Here is a 20,226-nt window from a genome sequence, read left to right on the forward strand (position 1 = left end):
TTGCTTTATTGTTGGCTGCCTGCCGCTTTTAGCAGAGTTGTTAAGCGGGTAAGAGCAAAGAGTGCCGCCTGGTTAATAACGGATTCGCTGTCGCCGCTGAAGTGCTTTATTTCCGCTTTAATGGTTCCGTCAGGTAATCCCCAGCCGAACCAGATTGTACCGGCTGGCGTACCGTCCGGGCCATCATCGGGGCCGGCATAGCCGGTAACCGACAGACTCACCGCCTCACCAGATTGCGCCTTTGCGCCCGCCGCCATCTCTCTGGCGGTTGGTTGACTAACGGCAGTAAATTTCTCCAATGTTCGTTGATCAACGTTTAGCAGACGCATTTTCGCGTCGTTGGTATAGGTCACAAAGCCGCTGCTGAAATAGTCTGCGCTGCTGCTGGCGGAACACATCGACATGCTAACCAGTCCGCCGGTACAGGACTCTGCCGTTGCCAGTTTAACGCTGGCCGCCGTCAGTATTTCTCCCAGTTCCGAAGCCGCCTGCCGCAATTTTTCATTCATCGTCGTTCTCCTTGTCTGGTAAATAAATTAAGTGTAGAAGACGCGCTTTATTTTAGGAGGAATAAATTCAGTAAATGAATAAGAAAATTCATTGCGCGCAGCGATTTTTATTCCAGATAACGCTTAATCAATCAATTAACACTATTGTTTTATTCGTTTTTCTTAATCAGCCTGAAAATGAATAGTCAATAATTGTGATTTCTTTATTCTCAATAAATCATTAACTCATCCTTATGCTACGGTTTTAATAATGGTGATATTTTGCGTGCGCCTTTTTACTTTTCCCTTCTGCTTTCTCAATGCGCAAAAGTGATTTTGCTTTTTGATCGCGATCGCCTTTTCTTGAGCAGAAATAAACAAGGATTAAGAGGATCAAAGCAGTGATTACACCTTTATTTAAAATAAAACCGTTAGCCAGGATAATTCGCCGTGGCGTGACTTTCAGCGGGACATTATCTCTCTCATTACTCTGCTTTCTGCCCGTCCAGGCTGATGCCGCCTCGTATGCGGCAATAACCCTTGAAAAGAATGGGTTTCTGATGCTGAATGACGGCGACGAAATAACGGTAACGGGCAGCAAAAAAAATCTTTGCGGTATATGTGTCGGCGTTGGCGCAAAAGATAGCGCAATTAATTTAGGCGATAAAGTTAGCGTTAATGTTGATGGCCCGGTGTCTGCCGGTATTAAGTTGCAAGGCGATCGTGCCAGCATGGAGGCGAATCAGCTACAGGTTAATGTTAACGGGCAAAATGGTATTCAGGTTAATGCAAAAGACGCACAGATCAATTTAGGCAGCGGCAGCCGCATTGAAGTAAATAATAATACCCTGATGGGGAATGGTATCTATCTCGGGAACCACTCTTTTTTATCAGCGGATGCGTTAACGATTATCACGCGCGGTGCTGGCAACGGCGTATATATTTTTGATGCAGGTACCCGCATGGATCTGGGCAACCATTCGCTTATTGAGACAAAAGGCAAGCAGGCCTCCGGCATATATATTTTTGGTCGCAATAATGGGGAGTTAGCCAGCCTGAAGGCGAACCAGCTGACCGTGACCACCGAAGGCGATCTGGCCTACGGCATCAATATTCAGGCCGACTCTGAGGTAAATTTAGGGCGTGGAAGCCGGATCGAAACCCGTGGCGAAAACGCGATGGGGATTTCGAACCAGGGGCGGCTGACGGCGGATGAGCTGCAGGTGAAAACCACAGGCGATGGCTTTGCCAATGCGCTGGAGGTCAGGGAGCAGGGCGTGGCGACAATTGGCGCGGGCAGCTCGCTTTACAGCGAGAAAAGCGGCACGCTGATGGCCCGCGGCGAGGCGGCAACCATTTATTTTACCGGCAGTGAAACGCAGCGTAACCGCATTTTCTCCAGCGGCTCTTATGCTGTCTCGGCGCAGTCTGCCGGGGCAAAAGTCAACCTTTCGCGGAGCGATATCGATATTCGCAGTGATAACGGCCTGGCGGTTGGCATATGGACGATGGACGGCGGCAAGGTGCAGGGCAATAACCTGTCGATTACCGGCGACAGCGGGACGATTGGCGTATATGCCATGGGCGGCAGTGATATTGCGCTAACCGGAAAAACCGTTATGCGTATGGCCTCGCCGTTACATGTGGCGCTGGCAACACAGCATGACATTGGCTTTCGCGCCAGCCGCATTAGCCTGCGCGGGTTAGTGGATATTGTCGGCAGCCTGAATGCCGTAGGCGGTAACATCGATATAGATATGGCTGCGGGATCGCAACTAACCGGTCTGACCGCCAGCGATGGGGTTAACGGTGGCGCGTTAACTATCACGATGCGTCAAAGCCAGTGGAATATGCCAGGCAACGCAAAAGTGGATAATTTAACCCTGCACGACAGCGCGGTTAACTTTACGGCGGCAGAGCCCGGCGCGCGCCTGACGGTAGGTAATCTGGCGGGCAGCGGCACCTTTGCGCTACTGACCGATATCGTGGAGCGCCGCAGCGATCGGTTAATCGTGACCGGCAGCAGCGCAGGCAGCCATTATTTGCAGATCCGCAATCGCGGCGATATGCATACCACCGGTGAAGAAGTGCTGACAGTCGTCAAAACGCAGGATGGTCAGGCGAGCTTTACGCTGGCGCCCTCAATGGAAAAAGTGGAGCTGGGCGGCTATCTCTATGGCCTGCAACGGGCGGGATCGAACTGGCAGCTGGCAGCCACCGGTACGGCGGATCGTCCCGATCCTGAACCCACCCCGACGCCTGAGCCTGCCCCAGAGCCAGAACCCACCCCAACGCCTGAGCCTACGCCAGATCCTGAACCTGCGCCGGATCCTGGCCCGGAGAATGAGCGGGAAGAAGAACAGGACAACCTTCCGCAGCCTACGCCGGACGATAAGCCGGAAGTTGTGCCGCAGCCCACGCCAGACGATGAGCCGGAAATTGCGCCGCAGCCCATCCCGCAGCCGGATGATAAGCCAGAGATCGTGCCGCCAGCGCCAGGGCCTAAAGAGCCAGAGCTGACCAGCACGGCGGATGCGGGCGCGAACTTCCTTAATATCAACTATCTGATTAACTATGCGGAGACGCAGACGCTTATGCAGCGCTTTGGCGACCTGCGACAAAAACAGGATAGCGGCAACGGCTGGATGCGCGGCATCGGCGGACGCTTTGACGACTTCGGCAGCGGCAAACTCAGCGGTTTTCACCTGAGCTATTCCGGGATGCAATTTGGCGTGGATAAACAGATTGCACCTGAAATGCCCATTACGCTGGGCGCGTTTATGGGCGTAACCAACGGCAAGGCGCATTATGCCTCAGGCCGTGGCGACCAAACCTCGCAGCATGCCGGGCTCTATCTTACCGCGCAGGCCAATAACGGCCTGTGGCTGGATGGCCTGGTGAAATATGCGCGCATGAAAAACACCTTTAACGTCAGGGATTCTCAGGGGGCGACGGTTTCCGGCTATGGCAAAACGGATAGTTACAGCGTATCTCTGGAGAGTGGAAAACGTATTAACCTGACAGCGGCGTCGCAGGGCTTTTACCTGGAACCGCAGCTACAGGTAAGCTGGAGCCATCAGCAGCAAAACCAGCTTGTGGCGTCTAACGGGCTGCATATCGATCTGGCTGGCTATGACTCTCTGCTGGGACGCGCCAGCGCGCTGCTTGGCTATCGTGTGCAGCAAAACGGCTTACGGCTTAATCTCTATCTGAAAAGCGGTCTCGTCCGCGAATTTAAAGGCGAAACCCGCTATCGCCTCAACGGCTCGCCGGAGCAGCACAGCTTTAAGGGCAACTGGTGGAATAATGGCCTTGGCGTCAGCGCGCAGATTGCCGATGGGCACGTGGTCTATCTCGAGGGCGACAGCTCGACCGGCAGCCAGTTTAATCAGCGGCAATTCAATGCTGGCTATCGCCTTAGCTTCTGAAATGCGCGCACCTTTACCTGCTTTTACCTAAGCAGTGCGCCTGGCTGACCTGATTGCGCTTATATTTTTGCCGTACGGGTTGTTTTTTACCGCTTCAGGCGGCCACATTTCACAGGAGCAGAATAATGAACAAGCTAACGTCTACGGCTGCGGCCCTGACGCTGATGCTGGCAGCGGGTCACGCCGCCGCCGCGTCTTACGGCGAGCAGCTGGAAGGCTTCCCGATGCCTTATCCGCTGCAGCATTTCACCTTTTCTTCTCAGCAGCAGTCGCTCAGCATGGGCTATATGGACGTTAAACCGGTCAGCAATGCCAACGGTCATGTGGTGGTGCTGATGCACGGTAAAAACTTCTGCGGCGCGACCTGGGAAAGCACGATACGGGCGCTAAGCCAGCAGGGGTATCGGGTTATCGCCCCTGACCAGATAGGTTTCTGTACCTCAACCAAACCGAATAACTACCAGTACAGCTTCCAGCAGTTGGCTGACAATACCCATCAACTGTTGCAGCAGCTCGGCGTGAAGAAAGCAATCGTTATCGGTCACTCCACCGGCGGCATGCTGGCGGCGCGCTACGCGCTGATGTATCCGCAGCAAACGGAAAAGCTGGTGATGGTGAACCCCATCGGTCTGGAAGACTGGAAAGCGAAAGGCGCGCCGTGGCGATCGGTGGATGAGTGGTATCAACGCGAGCTAAAACTGTCGGCGGAAGGCATCAAAAAGTATGAGCAGCAAACCTACTATTCTGGCCAGTGGAAGCCGGAGTATGACAAATGGGTTGATATGCTGGCCGGACTGAATAGCGGGCCGGGGCATAAAAAAGTCGCCTGGAATTCTGCGCTGATCTACGACATGATCTATACCCAGCCGGTTTACTATGAGTTGCCGGATCTGCGCGTCCCGACCACGCTGTTTATCGGCACTAATGACACCACCGCCATTGGCAGCGATATTGCCTCGCCGGAGGTTAAAGCGCAGCTGGGCCATTACAGCGTGCTGGGCAAGGAGACGGCAAAACGTATTCCTGATGCTCGCCTGGTGGAGTTCGATGGCATGGGACACGCGCCACAAATGGAAGCGCCGGATAAGTTTCATCAGGCGCTGATCGAGGATTTAGCGACCTTAAAATGATAAATGCGGGAAAATTTTTCGATGGCCACAACGATCTGTTGCTGCGCCTGTGGGTAAACCATGCCGATCATCCGGCGCAGGCTTTTTTTAACGGTCGGGAGCAGGGCCATCTCGATTTTCCCCGTATGCGTCAGGGCGGATTTGTCGGCGGCCTGTTTGCGGTTTTTGTGCCGCCGGTGGCCTGGCTGGCTGGCGAGCGCGGCCAGGCGGTGAGCCTTGTACAGGCGCAACATGACGCGCTGGCGATTGCCGAGGCGCAAATCGCCATCTTGCACCAGCTGGCGGATGCCTCAGCAGGCCAGGCGCGCCTCTGCCTGACGGCGAACGATATTGAGCAGTGCCTGCAACAGGATGTGCTGGCGCTGGTGATGCATATCGAAGGCGCGGAGATGCTCGATGAGGAGCTGACGCTGCTGGATCGCTTTTACCAGCTTGGCCTGCGCAGCATTGGGCCGTTCTGGAATCTGCCCAATCGCTTCGGCGTAGGCGTGAATGGCGGCTTTCCCGGTTCGCCCGATACCGGCGAAGGCATGACGGCAGCGGGCAAGCGCCTGATCCGCGCCTGTAATCAGCGACGACTGTTGATTGACCTGTCGCATATGAATGAGAAAACGTTCTGGCAAACCGCTGAGTTGAGCGATGCGCCGTTGGTTGCCACCCATTCCAACGCACACGCGCTTTGCGCCCAGCCGCGCAACCTGACTAACGCGCAGCTGGCAGCGATTGCCGCCAGCGACGGTTTTGTCGGCGTTAATTTCGGCAACGCTTTTTTACGCGCCGACGGGCAGCGCAACGCCGACACCTCTCTTAACGAAATTGTTAAACATTTGTGTTTCCTGCTTGATAAATTAGGGGAAGACCGCGTGGGGTTCGGCTCAGATTTTGACGGCATCAGCGTGCCGGAAAGCCTGGGCGACGTCACCGGCATGCCTGCGTTGTTTAACGCCTTAACTGCCGCGGGTATTGATGCGGATCTACAGGCGAAACTCGCCTGGCGCAACTGGCTGCGGGTACTAAAGCGCACGTGGGGCCAATAGAAAAGTTGCGATCCAAGTCACATTAGAGCAACATCTGCGCTGCCAAATTTTCATATTTGACAAGTTACGGATTGCCTGCCGCAATTAACGGTGACAATCCGTCGTTTTAACACCAAGAGGAGATACCCTATGTCTGCATGGATCAAACCTGCATTTGAAGATTTACGTCTGGGTCTGGAAGTTACGCTGTACATTTCCAACCGCTAATCCCTGCGCCCGCGCCCGTCGCGGGCCTGTTTCTTTCCTTTCCCGGTTATCACATGCAGATCAAAGTTCTTGGCTCCGCAGCTGGCGGAGGGTTCCCGCAATGGAACTGTAACTGTCAAAACTGCCAGGGCGTGCGTAACGGCACGATGAAAACCTCACGGCGTACGCAATCCTCTATCGCCATCAGCGACAACGGCAAAGATTGGGTACTGTGCAACGTTTCGCCCGATATTTGTCATCAATTGCTGGCTTCGCCCGAATTGAATAATCCCGACGTGCTGCGCGGCACCGGTATTGGTGCCATTATCCTTACCGATAGCCAAATCGATCATAGCGCGGGCTTACTCAATTTGCGTGAAGGCTGTCCGCACCATGTCTGGTGTACGGACGAGGTCCATCAGGATCTCACCACCGGCTTTCCGGTGTTTACCATGCTTTCCCACTGGAACGGCGGCCTGATTCATCACGCCATCGTGCCGGAGCAAACCTTTAACGTCAGCGTGTGCCAAAGCCTGCGCTTTACCGCCATACCGCTGCTCAGCAACGCGCCGCCTTACTCGCCTTATCGCGACCGTCCGCTGCCGGGCCACAACGTGGCGCTGTTTATTGAAGATGAAAACAGCGGTAAAAGCCTGCTCTATGCGCCGGGACTGGGCGAGCCGGACAGCGCGCTGATGCCGTGGTTGCGCAAGGCGGATTGCCTGCTGATCGACGGCACGCTGTGGCGCGATAATGAGCTGGCGGCAACCGGCGTCGGCAAAAACACCGGTAAAGATATGGGCCACCTGGCGCTCTCTGAAGAGCAGGGACTGGCCGCACTGCTGGCGTCGCTCCCGGCGGAACGCAAAATTCTGATTCATATTAACAACACCAACCCCATCCTGAACGAAGAGTCCGCCGAGCGCCAAAGCCTGACGCAGAAGGGCATCGAAGTAAGCTGGGATGGCATGTTAATCGAGGTATAACCATGACGCAGGCACAGCCGCTTTCAGCGCAAGATTTTGAACAGGCGCTGCGCGCCAAAGGCGCTTACTACCATATTCATCATCCCTATCACATTGCGATGCACAACGGCAAAGCGACGCGTGAGCAGATTCAGGGCTGGGTAGCGAACCGCTACTATTATCAGACCAATATTCCGCTAAAAGATGCCGCCATTATGGCGAACTGCCCGCACCCGGAAGTACGCCGTAAATGGGTGCAGCGCATTCTCGATCACGACGGCTACGGTGACAGCGAAGGCGGCATTGAGGCCTGGCTGCGGCTGGGCGAAGCGGTAGGGCTGGATCGCGAAGTGGTGCAGTCGGAAGCGCTGGTGCTGCCAGGCGTGCGCTTCGCGGTGGATGCCTATGTTAATTTCGCCCGCCGCGCCAACTGGCAGGAAGCGGCCTGTAGCTCGCTGACCGAGCTGTTTGCTCCGCAGATCCATCAGGCGCGGCTCGATAGCTGGCCGCAGCACTATCCGTGGATCGAAGCGGAAGGCTATGACTATTTCCGCAGCCGTTTGAGCCAGGCGAACCGCGATGTCGAACATGGTTTGCAGCTGGCGCTGGAATATTGCGACACGGTAGAGAAACAGCAGCGCATGCTGGAAATCCTGCAGTTTAAACTGGATATCCTGTGGAGCATGCTGGATGCCATGACCATGGCTTACGAAATGAAACGCCCGCCTTACCATACGGTAACGGCGGATCTCGCCTGGCATAAAACGAGACTGGTGTAATGGAAATTAACGCTTCACAGACGCCGCAATTCCGCCGTGGCTTTCGCCTGCAGTGGGAAGAGGCGCAAAACTGTCATGTCATTCTCTATCCCGAAGGCATGGCGCGCCTCAACGCCAGCGCGGCGGAAATTTTACTGCTGGTGGACGGCAAGCGCACGCTGGGCGATATCGTCGCTGAGCTAAATGCGCGCTTCCCCGGCGTGCCCGATCTGGGCAATGACGTTACTGATTTTTTTGGCCAGGCCTATGAACACAAGTGGATCATCTTCCGTGACTGAACGGAAACCCGCGGTTAATCCGCCGCTGTGGCTGCTGGCGGAATTAACCTACCGTTGTCCGCTGCAATGCCCCTACTGCTCTAACCCGCTGGATTTTGCGCAGCAGGAAAAAGAGCTCACCACCGAGCAGTGGATTGAGGTATTTCGTCAGGCGCGAGCGATGGGCAGCGTGCAGATCGGTTTCTCCGGCGGCGAGCCGCTGGTGCGCAAAGATCTGCCGGAACTGATCGCAGCGGCGCGCAATCTCGGGTTTTATACCAACCTGATTACCTCCGGGATCGGGTTGACCGAGAAAAAGCTGGATAGCTTTGCCGAAGCCGGTCTGGATCATATTCAAATCAGCTTCCAGGCCAGCGATGAAACGCTGAATGCCGCGCTGGCGGGATCGGAAAAAGCGTTCCGGCAGAAGCTGGAGATGGCGCGGGCGGTGAAAGCGCACGGCTATCCGATGGTGCTGAACTTTGTGCTGCATCGCCACAATATCGACCAGATCGATCGCATCATTGAGCTATGTATCGAGCTGGAAGCGGATGACGTCGAGCTGGCGACCTGTCAGTTTTACGGCTGGGCGCAGCTGAACCGTGAAGGACTGCTGCCGACGCGCGAGCAGATTGAACGGGCCGAAGCGGTGGTGAAGCAATATCGTCAGCGTATGGCGGAAAGCGGTAGCCTGACCAACCTGCTGTTTGTCACGCCCGATTATTACGAAGAGCGTCCAAAAGGCTGCATGGGCGGCTGGGGCGCGATTTTCCTGAGCGTGACGCCGGAAGGCACCGCCTTGCCATGCCATAGCGCGCGTCAGCTGCCGGTGCAGTTCCCGTCGGTGCTGGAGCATGATTTGCAGCATATCTGGTATGAATCCTTTGGTTTTAACCGTTATCGCGGCTTTGACTGGATGCCGGAGCCTTGCCGCTCCTGCGACGAAAAAGAGAAGGATTTCGGCGGCTGTCGCTGTCAGGCCTTTATGCTGACCGGCAATGCTGACAATGCCGATCCGGTCTGCGCAAAATCGCCGCATCACGGCAAAATCCTGGCGGCGCGCGAGGAAGCCAACTGCACCCAAATGCAAATCAGCCAGTTGCAGTTCCGTAATCGGGTCAATTCGCAGCTGATCTTTAAGGCGAACGCGTAATGTCGCAGGCTGCTTCGTTGCGGCTGGATAATGGCCTGACGGTGCGGCTGCGGCACGATGCGCAGGCGATGGAGGCTGCCGCGCTGTTGCAGGTCGCCTGCGGCAGCGACAGCGAACCGGCACAATGGCCTGGTCTGGCACATCTGCTGGAGCATCTGCTGTTTACCGGCAGCGCGCGCTACCGCGACCAGCAGCGGCTGATGAGCTGGGTGCCTGCGCAGGGCGGTCGGTTGAATGCCACCACCCGCGCCGATCGCACCGCCTATTTCTTCAGCCTGCCCGCCAGCGCGCTGGAAGCGGGGCTGAGGCGGCTGGTGGATATGCTGGGGCAGCCGCTGCTGGCATCGGACGCCATCGCGCAGGAAATCACGGTGATTGACGCTGAATATCAACTATTGTGCCAGGACAGCCAAACGTTGATCGGCGTGGCGCAGCGGCACTTTTTTCACGGCCCGCCTGCAATGCAACGCTTTCATGTTGGCAACCGCGCCAGCTTTGGCGACGATATCGATCGGCTACAGCAGGCTCTGCAAGATTTTCATCGGCAGCGCTATCACGCCGGAGCGATGACGCTGTGGCTTTCCGGACCGCAGCCGCTGTCAGAGCTGGAAGCGATTGCCCGGCGCTGCGCAGCCAGTCTGCCTGTTGCTGCTGACGTTGCGGCGTCGCCCTCGGCCTGCTTGCAGGCGCGGGCAGATGCGGCAGTGCGCGTCACGGGGCCAACACAGTTTACGCTGACCTTTGCCCTTAACCACTGGCAGGAAAGCGATGCGGGCGCATGCGCGCTACTGGAAGCGCTGCTGCTGGATGAAGCGGAAGGCGGCCTGATGGCGCAGCTGCGTGCCGCTGACGCCTGCGATGGCGTGAGCTTACAGAGGGTCTGGCAGGGCGGCGGCGCGGCGCTGATTGCCGTCTGTTTTCTGGTGGCGCACCCACGGCCGGATCTGGCTGGGCTGCTGGAGGCAGCGCTGCGGCAATGGCTGGCGGCGCTGGCGGACTTTAATGCCACGCAGTTAAATCACTATTTGCAGCTGGCGCAACGCCGGTTTGCCGCTAAAAGCGCGCTTGATCGCTTACGTGAAGAGGCATTTGGCTTTGCGCCGCCTGCATCAGTGACGCCAGCGGCATGGCAGCGCTGGTTAAAACCGTTACAGCAGGCCGATCTTAGCCGCCTGTGGCTGGATGACGCCGTGCAGGGCGAAAGCAGCGCCTCGGCAGGGTTCACCTTTATCAGCGCGCCTTTCCGCTCTGTGCCCGCCGCGACCGCTTTACCGCTGCGCTTCTGGCCTTTTCCGCCGCTGGATATCCCACAGCGCCTGCCTGACGAGGCTGTTCCTTTGCGCCATCTGCCCTCGTCTGCGCCAGCGGTTTTTACCCTGCGTCCGGCGTTAAATGCGCCTGTCAGTGATGCTCTGGGCTATGCCTTGCAGGCGGCGCTGTGCGCGCTGGCGGCTCGTTTAGCGCATCAGGGCGGCAGGCTGAGCGTGGAGCGGCAACAAGGGATCTGGCAGCTGCAGCTAAGCGGCGAGCCGGACTTAATCTCGGCAGCGCTGGCGGCTATGGTGACGCGTTTGCAGGCGCTGACGTCAGCAGACGCAGGCGTACGTGCCTGGCAACGGCAGCAGCAGAAACAGCAGGGCGATATTGCGGTGCGGCGTCTGCTTAACCAGCTACCGCACTGGCTGCTGGCGCGGCAGCCCGCCTCTGATACGCTAAACGACACGACGTGGCAGGCGGCGCTGGTAGGCGGTAGCCCGGCGCTGGCCCGGACGCTGGCGCGCTTGCTAACGCCCTTACCGGGACGCGTGCAGGAAGCTAACGATTGGCTACAGTACGATTCGCTGCCAGAGCAACAGCATACGCTGCGCCTGACGCAGGGCGATAGCGCGCTGCTGCTATTTTATCCGCTGCCGCAGCCCGATCTGGAGGCGCAGCTGGCGTGGCGCATGTTGGCGTTGATTTATCAGCCCGCTTTTTTCCAGCGCTTGCGCGTAGAGCAGCAGGTTGGCTATGTGGTGAGCTGTAGCTTTCATCGGGCTGCCGATCGCGTCGGCGTGCTGTTTGCGCTGCAGTCGCCGCGCATCAGGGCTGAGGCGCTATTCACGTATATTCAGCGCTTTTTGCAGCAAATCGAGCAAGATATTGCCATTATTTCCGCTGATGAGCTGGCAGAAAAGCGTGAGCGATTATGGCAGGGGCTACAGCCAGACGGCGACGCGCTGGAACAGGCGCGGCACACGCTGGCGTTTCCCGAACTTACTTCGCCAGCGGCGCGTAAACAGCTGGCCAAGCTGGATGCATCCCGGCTGGTGGCATGGCATCGCATGCTTTGCAGCGTCCACGGCTGGCGCTGCGCTGCAGAGACTGAATAAACCGACCTAAGATTGCAGGCGACGCGCTTTTTTATGCTGATACATAATGCCGTCGCTGTGATTCAGCAGCGAGGCCAGCGGCTGCGGCTGGGTGGGATCGAACTCCACCATTCCCACGGAAAATTTGAGGCGGTAGCGACGATCAAGTGGTTGCATATAATTTTCCAGCTCGTCGCGAAACGCGTCCAGCCGCGCATTTGCCTGCTGCTGATTCATATCGATAAACAGCACGACAAACTCATCGCCGCCGAGGCGGGCAAATAGCGCCGACTGGCGAAAGCCGGTTTTCAGCGCGTCGGCAAAATCCATTAGTGCCCGATCGCCTTCCCGATGTCCGTATGTATCGTTGATCTGCTTGAACTGATCGAGATCGAAAAATGCCAGACAGGCGAAACAGTGGCGCAGCACACACTCTTTCAGCAGCATCTGCCCCAGCGTCATAAAGCCGCGTCGGTTAGAAATCTGCGTTAGCTCATCGGAGGTGGCCGCCTGGAAATTAACCAGCTCTGCTTCCGCCATTGAAGCCAGATCGCGCAGGGCAATGGCGTCTTCCGCATCAAACGTGCGCGGTTGGCTGTCCAGAATGCACAGCGTTCCCACTTTGGCACCGTTAGGCGCGCGTAGCGGGCAGCCTGCGTAAAAGCGAATATGGGGTTCGTCGATTACCAACGGATTATCGTAAAAACGTGGGTCATCGCACGCATTCTCTACCACCATGACGTCATCCTGCAGAATGGCATGACCGCAAAAAGAGATATCGCGCGTGGTTTCGGTGGCGTTGATGCCGTCTCCTGATTTAAACCACTGATGCTCTGCATCCAACAGGCTGACAACCGAAACTGAGACGTTGAACAGCCGTTTTGCCAGGCGCGTCAGACGATCAAAACGCTCCTCAGCGGGCGTGTTTAATATTTTCAGCGCATGAAGCTCGTTCAGGCGCTGAGTCTCATTGGCAGGGATTTTTGGTGTTTTCATAAAAGCCTTCAAACTTTATAGTTTTTGATTTATGTACTCTCTGTGACAGTATCGGTTAGAAAAGGCACAACTTCAGAATAAAACCATACTAGCTTTACACCGCCGTAAATAAATCCGTACGTCCCGCTGCGCTTGCCGCAGCTGCCGCAGCGGAACCGTTACCTTAGTCACTGTGTGAAAGGAGGTAAAACCTGAAGGGGAAAAAAGCGGATAATCAGGGATCCAGGCAGCCGTGCGGCTGCCTGTCAGGAATTACAGCAGGTTACGCTCTGCCAGATCGAGCGCGAAATAGCTGAAGATGACATCGGCACCCGCGCGTTTAATGGCGCCCAGGCTTTCCAGAATCACTGCATCTTCATTGATCGCGCCAGCCTGCGCGGCAAACTTGATCATCGCATATTCGCCGCTTACCTGATAAGCCGCCAGCGGCAGTTCGGTACGTTCACGGATGTCGCGCAGAATATCCAGATAAGCGCCCGCCGGTTTGACCATCAGCGAATCCGCCCCTTCCGCCGCGTCAATTAACGATTCACGGATCGCTTCACGGCGGTTCATTGGGTTCATCTGATAGGTTTTACGATCGCCTTTCAGCGCAGTGCCCGCCGCTTCGCGGAACGGACCGTAGAACGATGAGGCGAATTTAGTGGAGTAGGACATAATCGCGGTATCGGTAAAGCCCGCTTCATCCAGCGCCCGACGAATCGCCGCAACCTGACCATCCATCGCCGCAGAAGGGGCGATAAAGTCAGCCCCCGCCTGTGCGGCGACCACCGCCTGCCTGCCGAGGTTAATCAGCGTTGCGTCATTATCCACGCCGTGATCGCACAGCACGCCGCAGTGGCCGTGCGAGGTATATTCACAAAAACAGGTATCGGACATCACGATCATTTCCGGCACCGCATCTTTGCAAATGCGCGACATACGCGCCACCAGGCCGTTTTCCTGCCAGGCATCGCTGCCGGTGGCGTCGGTGTGATGTGAGATACCGAAGGTCATCACCGAGCGGATACCCGCTTTTGCGATGCGTTCGATCTCATACGCCAGACGTTTTTCCGGGATACGCATCACGCCCGGCATCGCTTCAATCGCTTTGTAATCATCCACGCCTTCTTCAACAAAAATCGGCAGCGCCAGATCGTTGCGGCTTAGCGTGGTTTCCTGGAACATATCACGCAGCGCAGCGCTTTTGCGTAATCTTCTGGGACGATTAATCAGAGAAAAATCAGACATAATTTTTTGCTATACAGGTGAAAAAGTCATCGTAGTTTACGCCCTTTTCGCAGAGCGAGTGAAACTTCCCGTGCGGCCTTGCCAGCAAAGGTTAACCCCAACCGCCGCTTTTTTATCGGCTACGCGCCTGCATACGTGCCAGCTCTTGCGCATCGTGGCTGCAAAACAGCGTGATATTTTCCTGCTGACTCAGGGATAGCCGCCGCAGCCGCTGCTGGTTCTCGCGCCGCGCCGCATTATCAGTGGCCATCATCCACTGATAAAAGCGCAGCCCTGGCGTACAGTGACGCTGCGGCTGATACATCTCTCCGCGATAAAACCAGGCATCCCCGCCGTGCAGCAGCCAGCCGTCCGGTTGCTGGATAGCCACCCCCGCATGGCCTGGCGTATGCCCCGGCAGCGGAATCAACAGGATTTCAGGCGGCAGCCCGTTTAATGCTTTCACGGCGGAAAATCCTTGCCAGCTTTCGCCCTGCGGCTGATAGGTTTGCCATTGAATATCCGCAGGCCACTGCGCCGGACGATAGCGGCGGCGCTGTAACCAGTTATCGCGCTGATGGCTGGTTTCCAGCTCCTGTTGCAACAGATGAACACGCGCATTGGGAAAATCGGTTAGCCCACCGGCGTGATCGAAATCGAGATGGGTCAGCACAATATGGCGCACGTCCTGTGCCTGAAAACCCAGCCGTTTTACCTGCGCCAATGCGCTAAGCTCCGGTTTGCGCTGGATATTATTCAGCTGGCGAAAGAAGAGGGCGATACGGGAATCGCGGCGGAGATCCTGTTCGCCAAAGCCGGTATCCACCAGCACCAGCCCGTCGCGATCGGTTTCAATTAATAAGCAGTGACAAACCAGATGTGCATGCAGCCCTTTGCTGAAACCGTCATACAACGCACCGCCAAAAGGACACATCGAACCACAGCTCAGGTGGTGTATCCGCATAGCCTTTCTCCTTAAACGTAAAGTATAAGTGTGGGCGCTAATCGGTCAGCAAGCCAAACGGCAGCATGGTAAGGCGGGGATCGGGTTGGATAAAAACGCCAAAGCGACGGCGTTGCCGCCAAAAAAAAGCCCCTCAGCGAGGGGCTTTATTATTACTCGTTAATACGTGGATGCTGCTCAATCAGATTTTTACGTCGCTCCTCCAGCCTCGCAATCTCTTCGGTAATATCCTCGATTTTATGCTCGATATTATCGTGATGCTCCTGCAGGATTTCACGTGCTTCGTTAAGATCGGAAGCCGCTGGCGTCGCGCCTTTCAGCGGTTTGTTGGCGGTCTCTTTCATGGTAAGACCGGTAATAAGACCGACCACCGCGATCACCATCAGGTAGTAAGCGGGCATGTAAAGATCGTTTGACGTTTCCACCAGCCAGGCCGCCAGCGTAGGCGTCAAACCGGCAACCAGCACTGAAATGTTAAAGGCGCTTGCCAGCGCGCTGTAGCGAATGTGCGTTGGGAACATCGCTGGCAGCGTTGAGGCCATGACGCCGGTAAAGCAGTTCAACATGATGGCCAGCATCAGCAGACCGGCAAAAATCAGCCCCAACACGTTACTGTTGATCAACATAAAGGCGGGAATCGACAAGAACAGCAGGGCGATACTGCCAATAATCACAAACGGGCGACGACCAAAGCGGTCGCTCAGCAGACCAATCACCGGCTGAATAAACAGCATACCCATCATGATGGCGATGATAATCAATACGCCGTGATCTTCTGAGTAGTGCAGATTATGCGAGAGGTAGCTCGGCATATAGGTCAGCAGCATGTAATAGGTGACGTTGGTAGAGATTACCAAGCCAACGCAGGTCAGCAGGCTTTTCCAGTGTTTGGTGGCGATTTCGCGGAAAGAGACTTTCGGCCCTTCACGCAAACCTTCGCGATCGCCCTGTTCCAGTTTTTCCACATGCTGTTGAAACGCAGGGGTTTCTTCCAGCGCATGGCGCAGGTAAAGCCCAATGATACCCAGCGGCAGCGCCACAAAGAAAGGCAGACGCCAGCCCCAGGAGAGGAAGTTGGCTTCGCCGATAATGGCTGAGATCAGCACGACCAGGCCTGCACCCATCACAAAGCCAGCGATAGAGCCGAAATCAAGCCAGCTGCCCATAAAGCCGCGTTTGCGGTCAGGCGAGTATTCGGCCACAAAGATAGAAGCGCCGGTATATTCGCCGCCTACCGAGAAGCCCTGCGCCATTTTCGCCAGCAGCAGCAATATTGGTGCCCAAATGCCAATCGATTCGTAAGAGGGGATCAGGCCGATACAGAATGTACTGAGCGACATGATAATAATGGTGATCGACAGGATTTTCTGGCGTCCGTACTTGTCGCCAAGCATGCCGAAAAACAGCCCGCCTAACGGACGGATCAAAAAGGGAACGGAAAAGGTGGCCAGCGCGGCGATCATCTGTACGCCCGGATCGGCGCCAGGGAAAAAGACTTTACCTAAGGCATAGGCAACAAAACCGTATACCCCAAAATCGAACCACTCCATCGCATTGCCAAGCGATGCGGCGGTAATGGCCTTGCGTAAACGTGCGTCATCGATGATGGTAACGTCACCAAGCGCAATAGGTTTGACACGCTTCCTACGTAGCTTCATATCATTCGCCCTGTGTTTGCTGATTAATTTAATTTCCTCAACGGCGCGAACCGAAGCGAAAACCGGCCCAGATCGCGACGTTGAGAAAATTTTTTTCACTGGCATCGTGCCAGCTCATTTTTCCATCATTAGTAATAGTTACTTAACGCAATGATTACGTAATGATTTCACAGTATATCGTCAGAACGCGGAAAATGTTACATCTGCACCATACGTAACGGTTAAAGGCGTATAAAAAGTAACCATTAACCGAGCTGGCAGCAGACTCTGCTATAACATAAGCCTGTCTAAAGCCTGGCAGGAAAGGCCGTTTTTTTCCGCTGTCAGAAAGATTAAAAAAGAAGAGGCAGGACAAAGCGCCTGAAAGTGGCGCTCTGGGAAAAGGATCTTTTAGAGGGAAAGGCGAGAACGTTTAATCAGCGAAAAAGCACTGCTTCAGCGCCAGCTCAACGCCGCGCAGTTCAGCCAGCCCTTTCAGGCGACCAATGGCGGAGTAGCCAGGGTTAGTCTGTTTATGCAAATCGTCCAGCATCTGATGACCATGATCGGGACGCATGGGAATAGCGCGTTGGTTGCCCGCGCGGCGGCGGCGCTGCTCTTCTGCCAGGATTGCCTTGATCACCTCAACCATATTTACATCGCCGGTAAGGTGCGCAGCCTCATGAAAACTGTTGAGGTTCTCTTCGCGCTGCGTGGCGCGCAGGTGGATAAAATGGATGCGGTCGGCATAGGTCTGCGCCATCTGCACCAAGTCGTTATCGGCGCGCACGCCATAAGAGCCGGTACAAAAGGTGAAACCGTTATGCAGGCTGCTGACCGTCTCGGTTAACCACTGCATATCTTCTTGCGTGGAGATAATACGCGGCAGACCAAGAATAGGGCGCGGCGGATCGTCCGGGTGTACCGCCAGCATGATCCCTGCCTCTTCCGCTACCGGCACGATAGCACGCAGGAACGTCGCCATATTTTCACGCAGACGCGCCTTATCAATGCCGTCATACTGCGACAGCTGCGCCTGAAACTGCTCCAGCGTATAGCCTTCTTCCGCGCCGGGCAGCCCGGCGATAATATTGCGCGTCAGCGTGGCGATCGCGTCCGGCGTCATGGCGGCGTAGTAATCCGCCGCCTGGCGCTGCTCCTCTTCGCTGTAGGTTTCCACCGCGCCGGGACGTTGCAGAATATGCAATTCAAATGCGGCGAAAGCGACGGCGTCAAAGCGCAACGCGCGCGCGCCGTTAGGCAGCAGCCAGCCGAGATCGGTGCGCGTCCAGTCAAGCACCGGCATAAAGTTATAACAGACGGTATCGATGCCGCAGGCGGCCAGGTTGCGCAGCGACTGCTGATAGTTAGCGATATACCGCTGCCAGTCGCCGTGTTGGGTTTTAATCGCTTCATGTACCGGAACGCTTTCTACCACCGACCAGTAAAGCCCTTTCTCCGCCAGCAGCGCCTGTCGCGCTTTGATCTCCTCTATGGTCCAGATATCACCGTTCGCAATATGATGCAGAGCGGTAACGATGCCGGTCGCGCCTGCCTGTCTGGCATCATCCAGCGTCACGGGGTCGTTCGGGCCATACCAGCGCCAGGTGTGTTCCATAAACTCTCCTGTATTCATTTATCGTGGAACGGCTGGCCGAAGCCTTCGGCCAGCCAGTTAATAAAAGGGGCCATTGGTCCGGCCGCTGGGCCAGAATAGGGCACTTTTTTGACCGAAAGAGTGAAGCTTGTCGCATTATCAGGCGTTATGCCCGCTAAAATAGTCGACGTGTTGCGCAATCCAGACGGGCTGCAACCATCGCGCCGCATGAAGCTGTTTATAAAGCAGCGTTAACCGCTTGGAGAGAATGTTATGACCTTACCCGCCATCAAAACCGAGCGGCTTTATCGACAAATTTCCAGCCTGATCAGCGCAGCGATAACGCGCGGCGAGTTTGCGCCTGGCGCTTTGCTGCCGCCGGAGCGCGAGCTTGCCAGGCAGCTTAATGTCAGCCGTTCTTCGGTGCGTGAGGCGCTGATTGCGCTGGAGGTGACCGGCTGGGTTGAGATCCGCAGCGGTAATGGTGTGCTGGTGGTCGATCCGTTACCCGGTCAGCCAGCAGAACCCACAGATACCTTTAGCCTGCGCGATCTGATTAAAGCGCGTCAGGCGTTTGAGGCGATGAACGCTGAACTGGCGGCGCGTTACGGTAGCGCCGAACAGCGGCGGGAACTGTTGGCAATTGCGCATCAGCTGGCGCAGCAGACGGTGAATGACGACGCGTTTTTAGATCACGATAAACGCTTTCACCTGCTGATCGGCGAGATGACCGGCAATGAAGTTCTGCGCGAGATGACGGAGCAGCTGTGGAATATGCGTAAAAGCCAGCGCTTTGTCCGGCTGGAGAGCCATTTTGCCGATCGCGATTTTCCGCAGGCGTTAAATCACGACCATCAGATGATCGCTAACGCTATTGTGCAGCAGAACCCACAGCTGGCCCGCGATAGCATGGCGCTGCATTTGCAGCGCGTTTACGATCATCTGTTTGATACATCCGCTTGATAAGTCGCGATTAACGCTTCACCGGCGGGCGGCCATTGCCCAGCAGAATAGCCAGCTTGCTGCCGCCCGGCGTGGTTTCCATCAGGATTTTACAGACGCTGGTCAGCGGCACCGACAGCAGCATCCCCACCGGGCCGAGCAGCCAGCCCCAGAAAATCAACGACAAAAACACCACCAGCGTTGATAAGCCGAGGCCGCGTCCCATCACGCGCGGTTCCAGCATGTTGCCAAACACCATATGAATCGCGCTAAACAGTGCGGCGACCAGCAGAGCATCATAAAAATCATTCAGCACCAGTGCCTGAATAAACGGCGGGATCCCGGCGATAATCGGGCCGATATTGGGAATAAAGTTCAGCACAAAAGCGACTACGCCCCAGAACAGCGCAAACTTCACGTCCAGCAGCAGCAGCGTTAGCCAGACGGCAATGCCGGTAATCAGGCTGATCAGCGTTTTTAACGCCAGATAATGGGTCACCCCTTTCAGCGCTTTATGCAGGCCAGCGATGCGGATTTGGGGATTAGCCAGCGCATTACGCAGTTTGTAGGGCAAGTGGCGCACTTCAAACAGCATAAAAATCACGGTCATGATCAGCAGAACAAAGTTGCTCATCGCTCCAGAAAACTGCCGCAGCACGGTGGTAGCGACATTCATAATCGCATTGGGATCAAGTTGTTCCGCCAGCGCTTCGGAAGAGACAGGAATATGCAGCCGCCCGGCGTAGTGCTGAAGTACTGTCAGCTTTTGCTCAAGCATGGTACGTATTTGCGGATAAACCAGGGAAAACTCGTTGACCGAACTGGCCAGCATAGCGACCAGCATCAAAATAATCATCAGTACTACGACCATCACCAGCGTAATCGCCCAGCTGCGGCGCAGGCCCCGACGCATCAGCATGGTGACCAGCGGATTAAGGATAATCGCCAAAAAAATCGCCAACAGAAAAGGAACGATAATGTCTGATGCCGCCCGTATCCCTGCCAGAATAACTACCAGCGTTGCCATTTTAAGCAACATGTTTTGTCCCATCTTTTCCTGCTGAGGCGTGAGCATAGTTTTCCCTGTAAATAATTTCAGCACAGAAA

The 20,226-nt window shown here is 55.9% G+C and carries 17 protein-coding genes and 1 pseudogene; 10 read left to right on the forward strand and 8 right to left on the reverse strand.

Going from position 1 to position 20,226, the window contains the following annotated elements; translation table 11 throughout:
- Positions 1-5 precede the first annotated feature (5 nt).
- On the reverse strand, positions 6-509 hold the full coding sequence (locus J2X14_RS11630; protein ID WP_352411376.1) for a CinA family protein: 504 nt from the start codon (positions 507-509) through the stop codon (positions 6-8).
- Between the two features lie 244 nt (positions 510-753).
- A complete protein-coding gene (locus tag J2X14_RS11635) occupies positions 754-1,221 on the reverse strand; it encodes a hypothetical protein (protein WP_352411377.1) in 468 nt (155 codons plus the stop codon).
- A gap of 1,147 nt (positions 1,222-2,368) precedes the next feature.
- On the opposite strand from J2X14_RS11635, the pseudogene J2X14_RS21020 reads away from it, so the two are divergent.
- The 9 genes and pseudogenes from J2X14_RS21020 to pqqF form a co-directional block, all read left to right on the forward strand.
- Positions 2,369-3,916: pseudogene (locus J2X14_RS21020) on the forward strand (autotransporter outer membrane beta-barrel domain-containing protein); the annotation flags it as partial.
- A 125-nt stretch (positions 3,917-4,041) separates the two neighbouring features.
- Positions 4,042-5,046, forward strand: coding sequence for an alpha/beta fold hydrolase (locus J2X14_RS11645; RefSeq protein ID WP_352411379.1), 1,005 nt, complete (start codon positions 4,042-4,044; stop codon positions 5,044-5,046).
- Positions 5,043-6,083 (forward strand): dipeptidase, encoded by a 1,041-nt coding sequence (locus J2X14_RS11650; RefSeq protein ID WP_352411380.1) that lies wholly within the window; start codon positions 5,043-5,045, stop codon positions 6,081-6,083. Before J2X14_RS11645 ends, J2X14_RS11650 begins: the two co-directional genes overlap by 4 nt.
- A 129-nt stretch (positions 6,084-6,212) precedes the next feature.
- Positions 6,213-6,290, forward strand: coding sequence for a pyrroloquinoline quinone precursor peptide PqqA (pqqA, locus tag J2X14_RS11655; protein ID WP_071883753.1), 78 nt, complete (start codon positions 6,213-6,215; stop codon positions 6,288-6,290).
- A gap of 53 nt (positions 6,291-6,343) precedes the next feature.
- The gene (gene pqqB / locus J2X14_RS11660; RefSeq protein ID WP_352411381.1) at positions 6,344-7,255 is read left to right on the forward strand and encodes a pyrroloquinoline quinone biosynthesis protein PqqB; all 912 of its coding nucleotides are present in this window, start codon (positions 6,344-6,346) and stop codon (positions 7,253-7,255) included.
- 2 nt (positions 7,256-7,257) lie between these two features.
- Positions 7,258-8,013, forward strand: coding sequence for a pyrroloquinoline-quinone synthase PqqC (gene pqqC / locus J2X14_RS11665; protein ID WP_352411382.1), 756 nt, complete (start codon positions 7,258-7,260; stop codon positions 8,011-8,013).
- Complete coding sequence (gene pqqD, locus J2X14_RS11670) at positions 8,013-8,291, forward strand: pyrroloquinoline quinone biosynthesis peptide chaperone PqqD (protein ID WP_352411383.1); 279 nt, start codon at positions 8,013-8,015, stop codon at positions 8,289-8,291. Before pqqC ends, pqqD begins: the two co-directional genes overlap by 1 nt.
- Positions 8,260-9,423: a pyrroloquinoline quinone biosynthesis protein PqqE gene (gene pqqE / locus J2X14_RS11675; protein ID WP_352411384.1), complete on the forward strand. Its 1,164-nt coding sequence runs from the start codon at positions 8,260-8,262 to the stop codon at positions 9,421-9,423. The genes pqqD and pqqE overlap by 32 nt, the downstream gene beginning before the upstream one ends.
- Positions 9,423-11,795, forward strand: coding sequence for a pyrroloquinoline quinone biosynthesis protein PqqF (pqqF, locus tag J2X14_RS11680; protein ID WP_352411385.1), 2,373 nt, complete (start codon positions 9,423-9,425; stop codon positions 11,793-11,795). Before pqqE ends, pqqF begins: the two co-directional genes overlap by 1 nt.
- A 6-nt stretch (positions 11,796-11,801) precedes the next feature.
- Here pqqF and J2X14_RS11685 read toward each other — a convergent pair whose 3' ends face one another.
- From J2X14_RS11685 to uxuA, 5 genes are all read right to left on the reverse strand, one after another.
- The gene (locus J2X14_RS11685; protein ID WP_352411386.1) at positions 11,802-12,770 is read right to left on the reverse strand and encodes a sensor domain-containing diguanylate cyclase; all 969 of its coding nucleotides are present in this window, start codon (positions 12,768-12,770) and stop codon (positions 11,802-11,804) included.
- Positions 12,771-13,022: 252 nt separating this feature from the next.
- Positions 13,023-14,000, reverse strand: coding sequence for a porphobilinogen synthase (gene hemB, locus J2X14_RS11690; protein WP_352411387.1), 978 nt, complete (start codon positions 13,998-14,000; stop codon positions 13,023-13,025).
- Between the two features lie 112 nt (positions 14,001-14,112).
- Positions 14,113-14,943: an MBL fold metallo-hydrolase gene (locus J2X14_RS11695; protein WP_352411388.1), complete on the reverse strand. Its 831-nt coding sequence runs from the start codon at positions 14,941-14,943 to the stop codon at positions 14,113-14,115.
- 152 nt (positions 14,944-15,095) lie between these two features.
- Positions 15,096-16,601 (reverse strand): glycine betaine/L-proline transporter ProP, encoded by a 1,506-nt coding sequence (gene proP, locus J2X14_RS11700; protein WP_352411389.1) that lies wholly within the window; start codon positions 16,599-16,601, stop codon positions 15,096-15,098.
- Positions 16,602-17,013: 412 nt separating this feature from the next.
- Positions 17,014-18,198 carry a mannonate dehydratase gene (uxuA, locus tag J2X14_RS11705; protein ID WP_352411390.1) on the reverse strand — a complete coding sequence of 395 codons (1,185 nt, stop codon included), beginning with the start codon at positions 18,196-18,198 and terminating at the stop codon, positions 17,014-17,016.
- A 252-nt stretch (positions 18,199-18,450) separates the two neighbouring features.
- Between uxuA and J2X14_RS11710 the strand changes: the two genes are divergently transcribed.
- A complete protein-coding gene (locus J2X14_RS11710; RefSeq protein ID WP_352411391.1) occupies positions 18,451-19,140 on the forward strand; it encodes a FadR/GntR family transcriptional regulator in 690 nt (229 codons plus the stop codon).
- A gap of 10 nt (positions 19,141-19,150) precedes the next feature.
- On the opposite strand, the gene J2X14_RS11715 is transcribed toward J2X14_RS11710, so the two are convergent.
- On the reverse strand, positions 19,151-20,194 hold the full coding sequence (locus J2X14_RS11715) for an AI-2E family transporter (RefSeq protein ID WP_352411392.1): 1,044 nt from the start codon (positions 20,192-20,194) through the stop codon (positions 19,151-19,153).
- Positions 20,195-20,226: the final 32 nt, after the last annotated feature.

This window comes from Mixta sp. BE291, from assembly GCF_031457955.1.
Taxonomy (GTDB): domain Bacteria; phylum Pseudomonadota; class Gammaproteobacteria; order Enterobacterales; family Enterobacteriaceae; genus Mixta.

What these genes read in the sequence shown, in the direction of transcription:
- J2X14_RS11630 (WP_352411376.1), bottom strand. Translation starts at nt 509, where the DNA reads ATGAATGAAAAATTGCGGCAGGCGGCTTCGGAACTGGGAGAAATACTG.
- J2X14_RS11635 (WP_352411377.1), bottom strand. Translation starts at nt 1,221, where the DNA reads ATGCTGGCACGATCGCCTTGCAACTTAATACCGGCAGACACCGGGCCA.
- J2X14_RS11645 (WP_352411379.1), top strand. Translation starts at nt 4,042, where the DNA reads ATGAACAAGCTAACGTCTACGGCTGCGGCCCTGACGCTGATGCTGGCA.
- J2X14_RS11650 (WP_352411380.1), top strand. Translation starts at nt 5,043, where the DNA reads ATGATAAATGCGGGAAAATTTTTCGATGGCCACAACGATCTGTTGCTG.
- pqqA (WP_071883753.1), top strand. Translation starts at nt 6,213, where the DNA reads ATGTCTGCATGGATCAAACCTGCATTTGAAGATTTACGTCTGGGTCTG.
- pqqB (WP_352411381.1), top strand. Translation starts at nt 6,344, where the DNA reads ATGCAGATCAAAGTTCTTGGCTCCGCAGCTGGCGGAGGGTTCCCGCAA.
- pqqC (WP_352411382.1), top strand. Translation starts at nt 7,258, where the DNA reads ATGACGCAGGCACAGCCGCTTTCAGCGCAAGATTTTGAACAGGCGCTG.
- pqqD (WP_352411383.1), top strand. Translation starts at nt 8,013, where the DNA reads ATGGAAATTAACGCTTCACAGACGCCGCAATTCCGCCGTGGCTTTCGC.
- pqqE (WP_352411384.1), top strand. Translation starts at nt 8,260, where the DNA reads ATGAACACAAGTGGATCATCTTCCGTGACTGAACGGAAACCCGCGGTT.
- pqqF (WP_352411385.1), top strand. Translation starts at nt 9,423, where the DNA reads ATGTCGCAGGCTGCTTCGTTGCGGCTGGATAATGGCCTGACGGTGCGG.
- J2X14_RS11685 (WP_352411386.1), bottom strand. Translation starts at nt 12,770, where the DNA reads ATGAAAACACCAAAAATCCCTGCCAATGAGACTCAGCGCCTGAACGAG.
- hemB (WP_352411387.1), bottom strand. Translation starts at nt 14,000, where the DNA reads ATGTCTGATTTTTCTCTGATTAATCGTCCCAGAAGATTACGCAAAAGC.
- J2X14_RS11695 (WP_352411388.1), bottom strand. Translation starts at nt 14,943, where the DNA reads ATGCGGATACACCACCTGAGCTGTGGTTCGATGTGTCCTTTTGGCGGT.
- proP (WP_352411389.1), bottom strand. Translation starts at nt 16,601, where the DNA reads ATGAAGCTACGTAGGAAGCGTGTCAAACCTATTGCGCTTGGTGACGTT.
- uxuA (WP_352411390.1), bottom strand. Translation starts at nt 18,198, where the DNA reads ATGGAACACACCTGGCGCTGGTATGGCCCGAACGACCCCGTGACGCTG.
- J2X14_RS11710 (WP_352411391.1), top strand. Translation starts at nt 18,451, where the DNA reads ATGACCTTACCCGCCATCAAAACCGAGCGGCTTTATCGACAAATTTCC.
- J2X14_RS11715 (WP_352411392.1), bottom strand. Translation starts at nt 20,194, where the DNA reads ATGCTCACGCCTCAGCAGGAAAAGATGGGACAAAACATGTTGCTTAAA.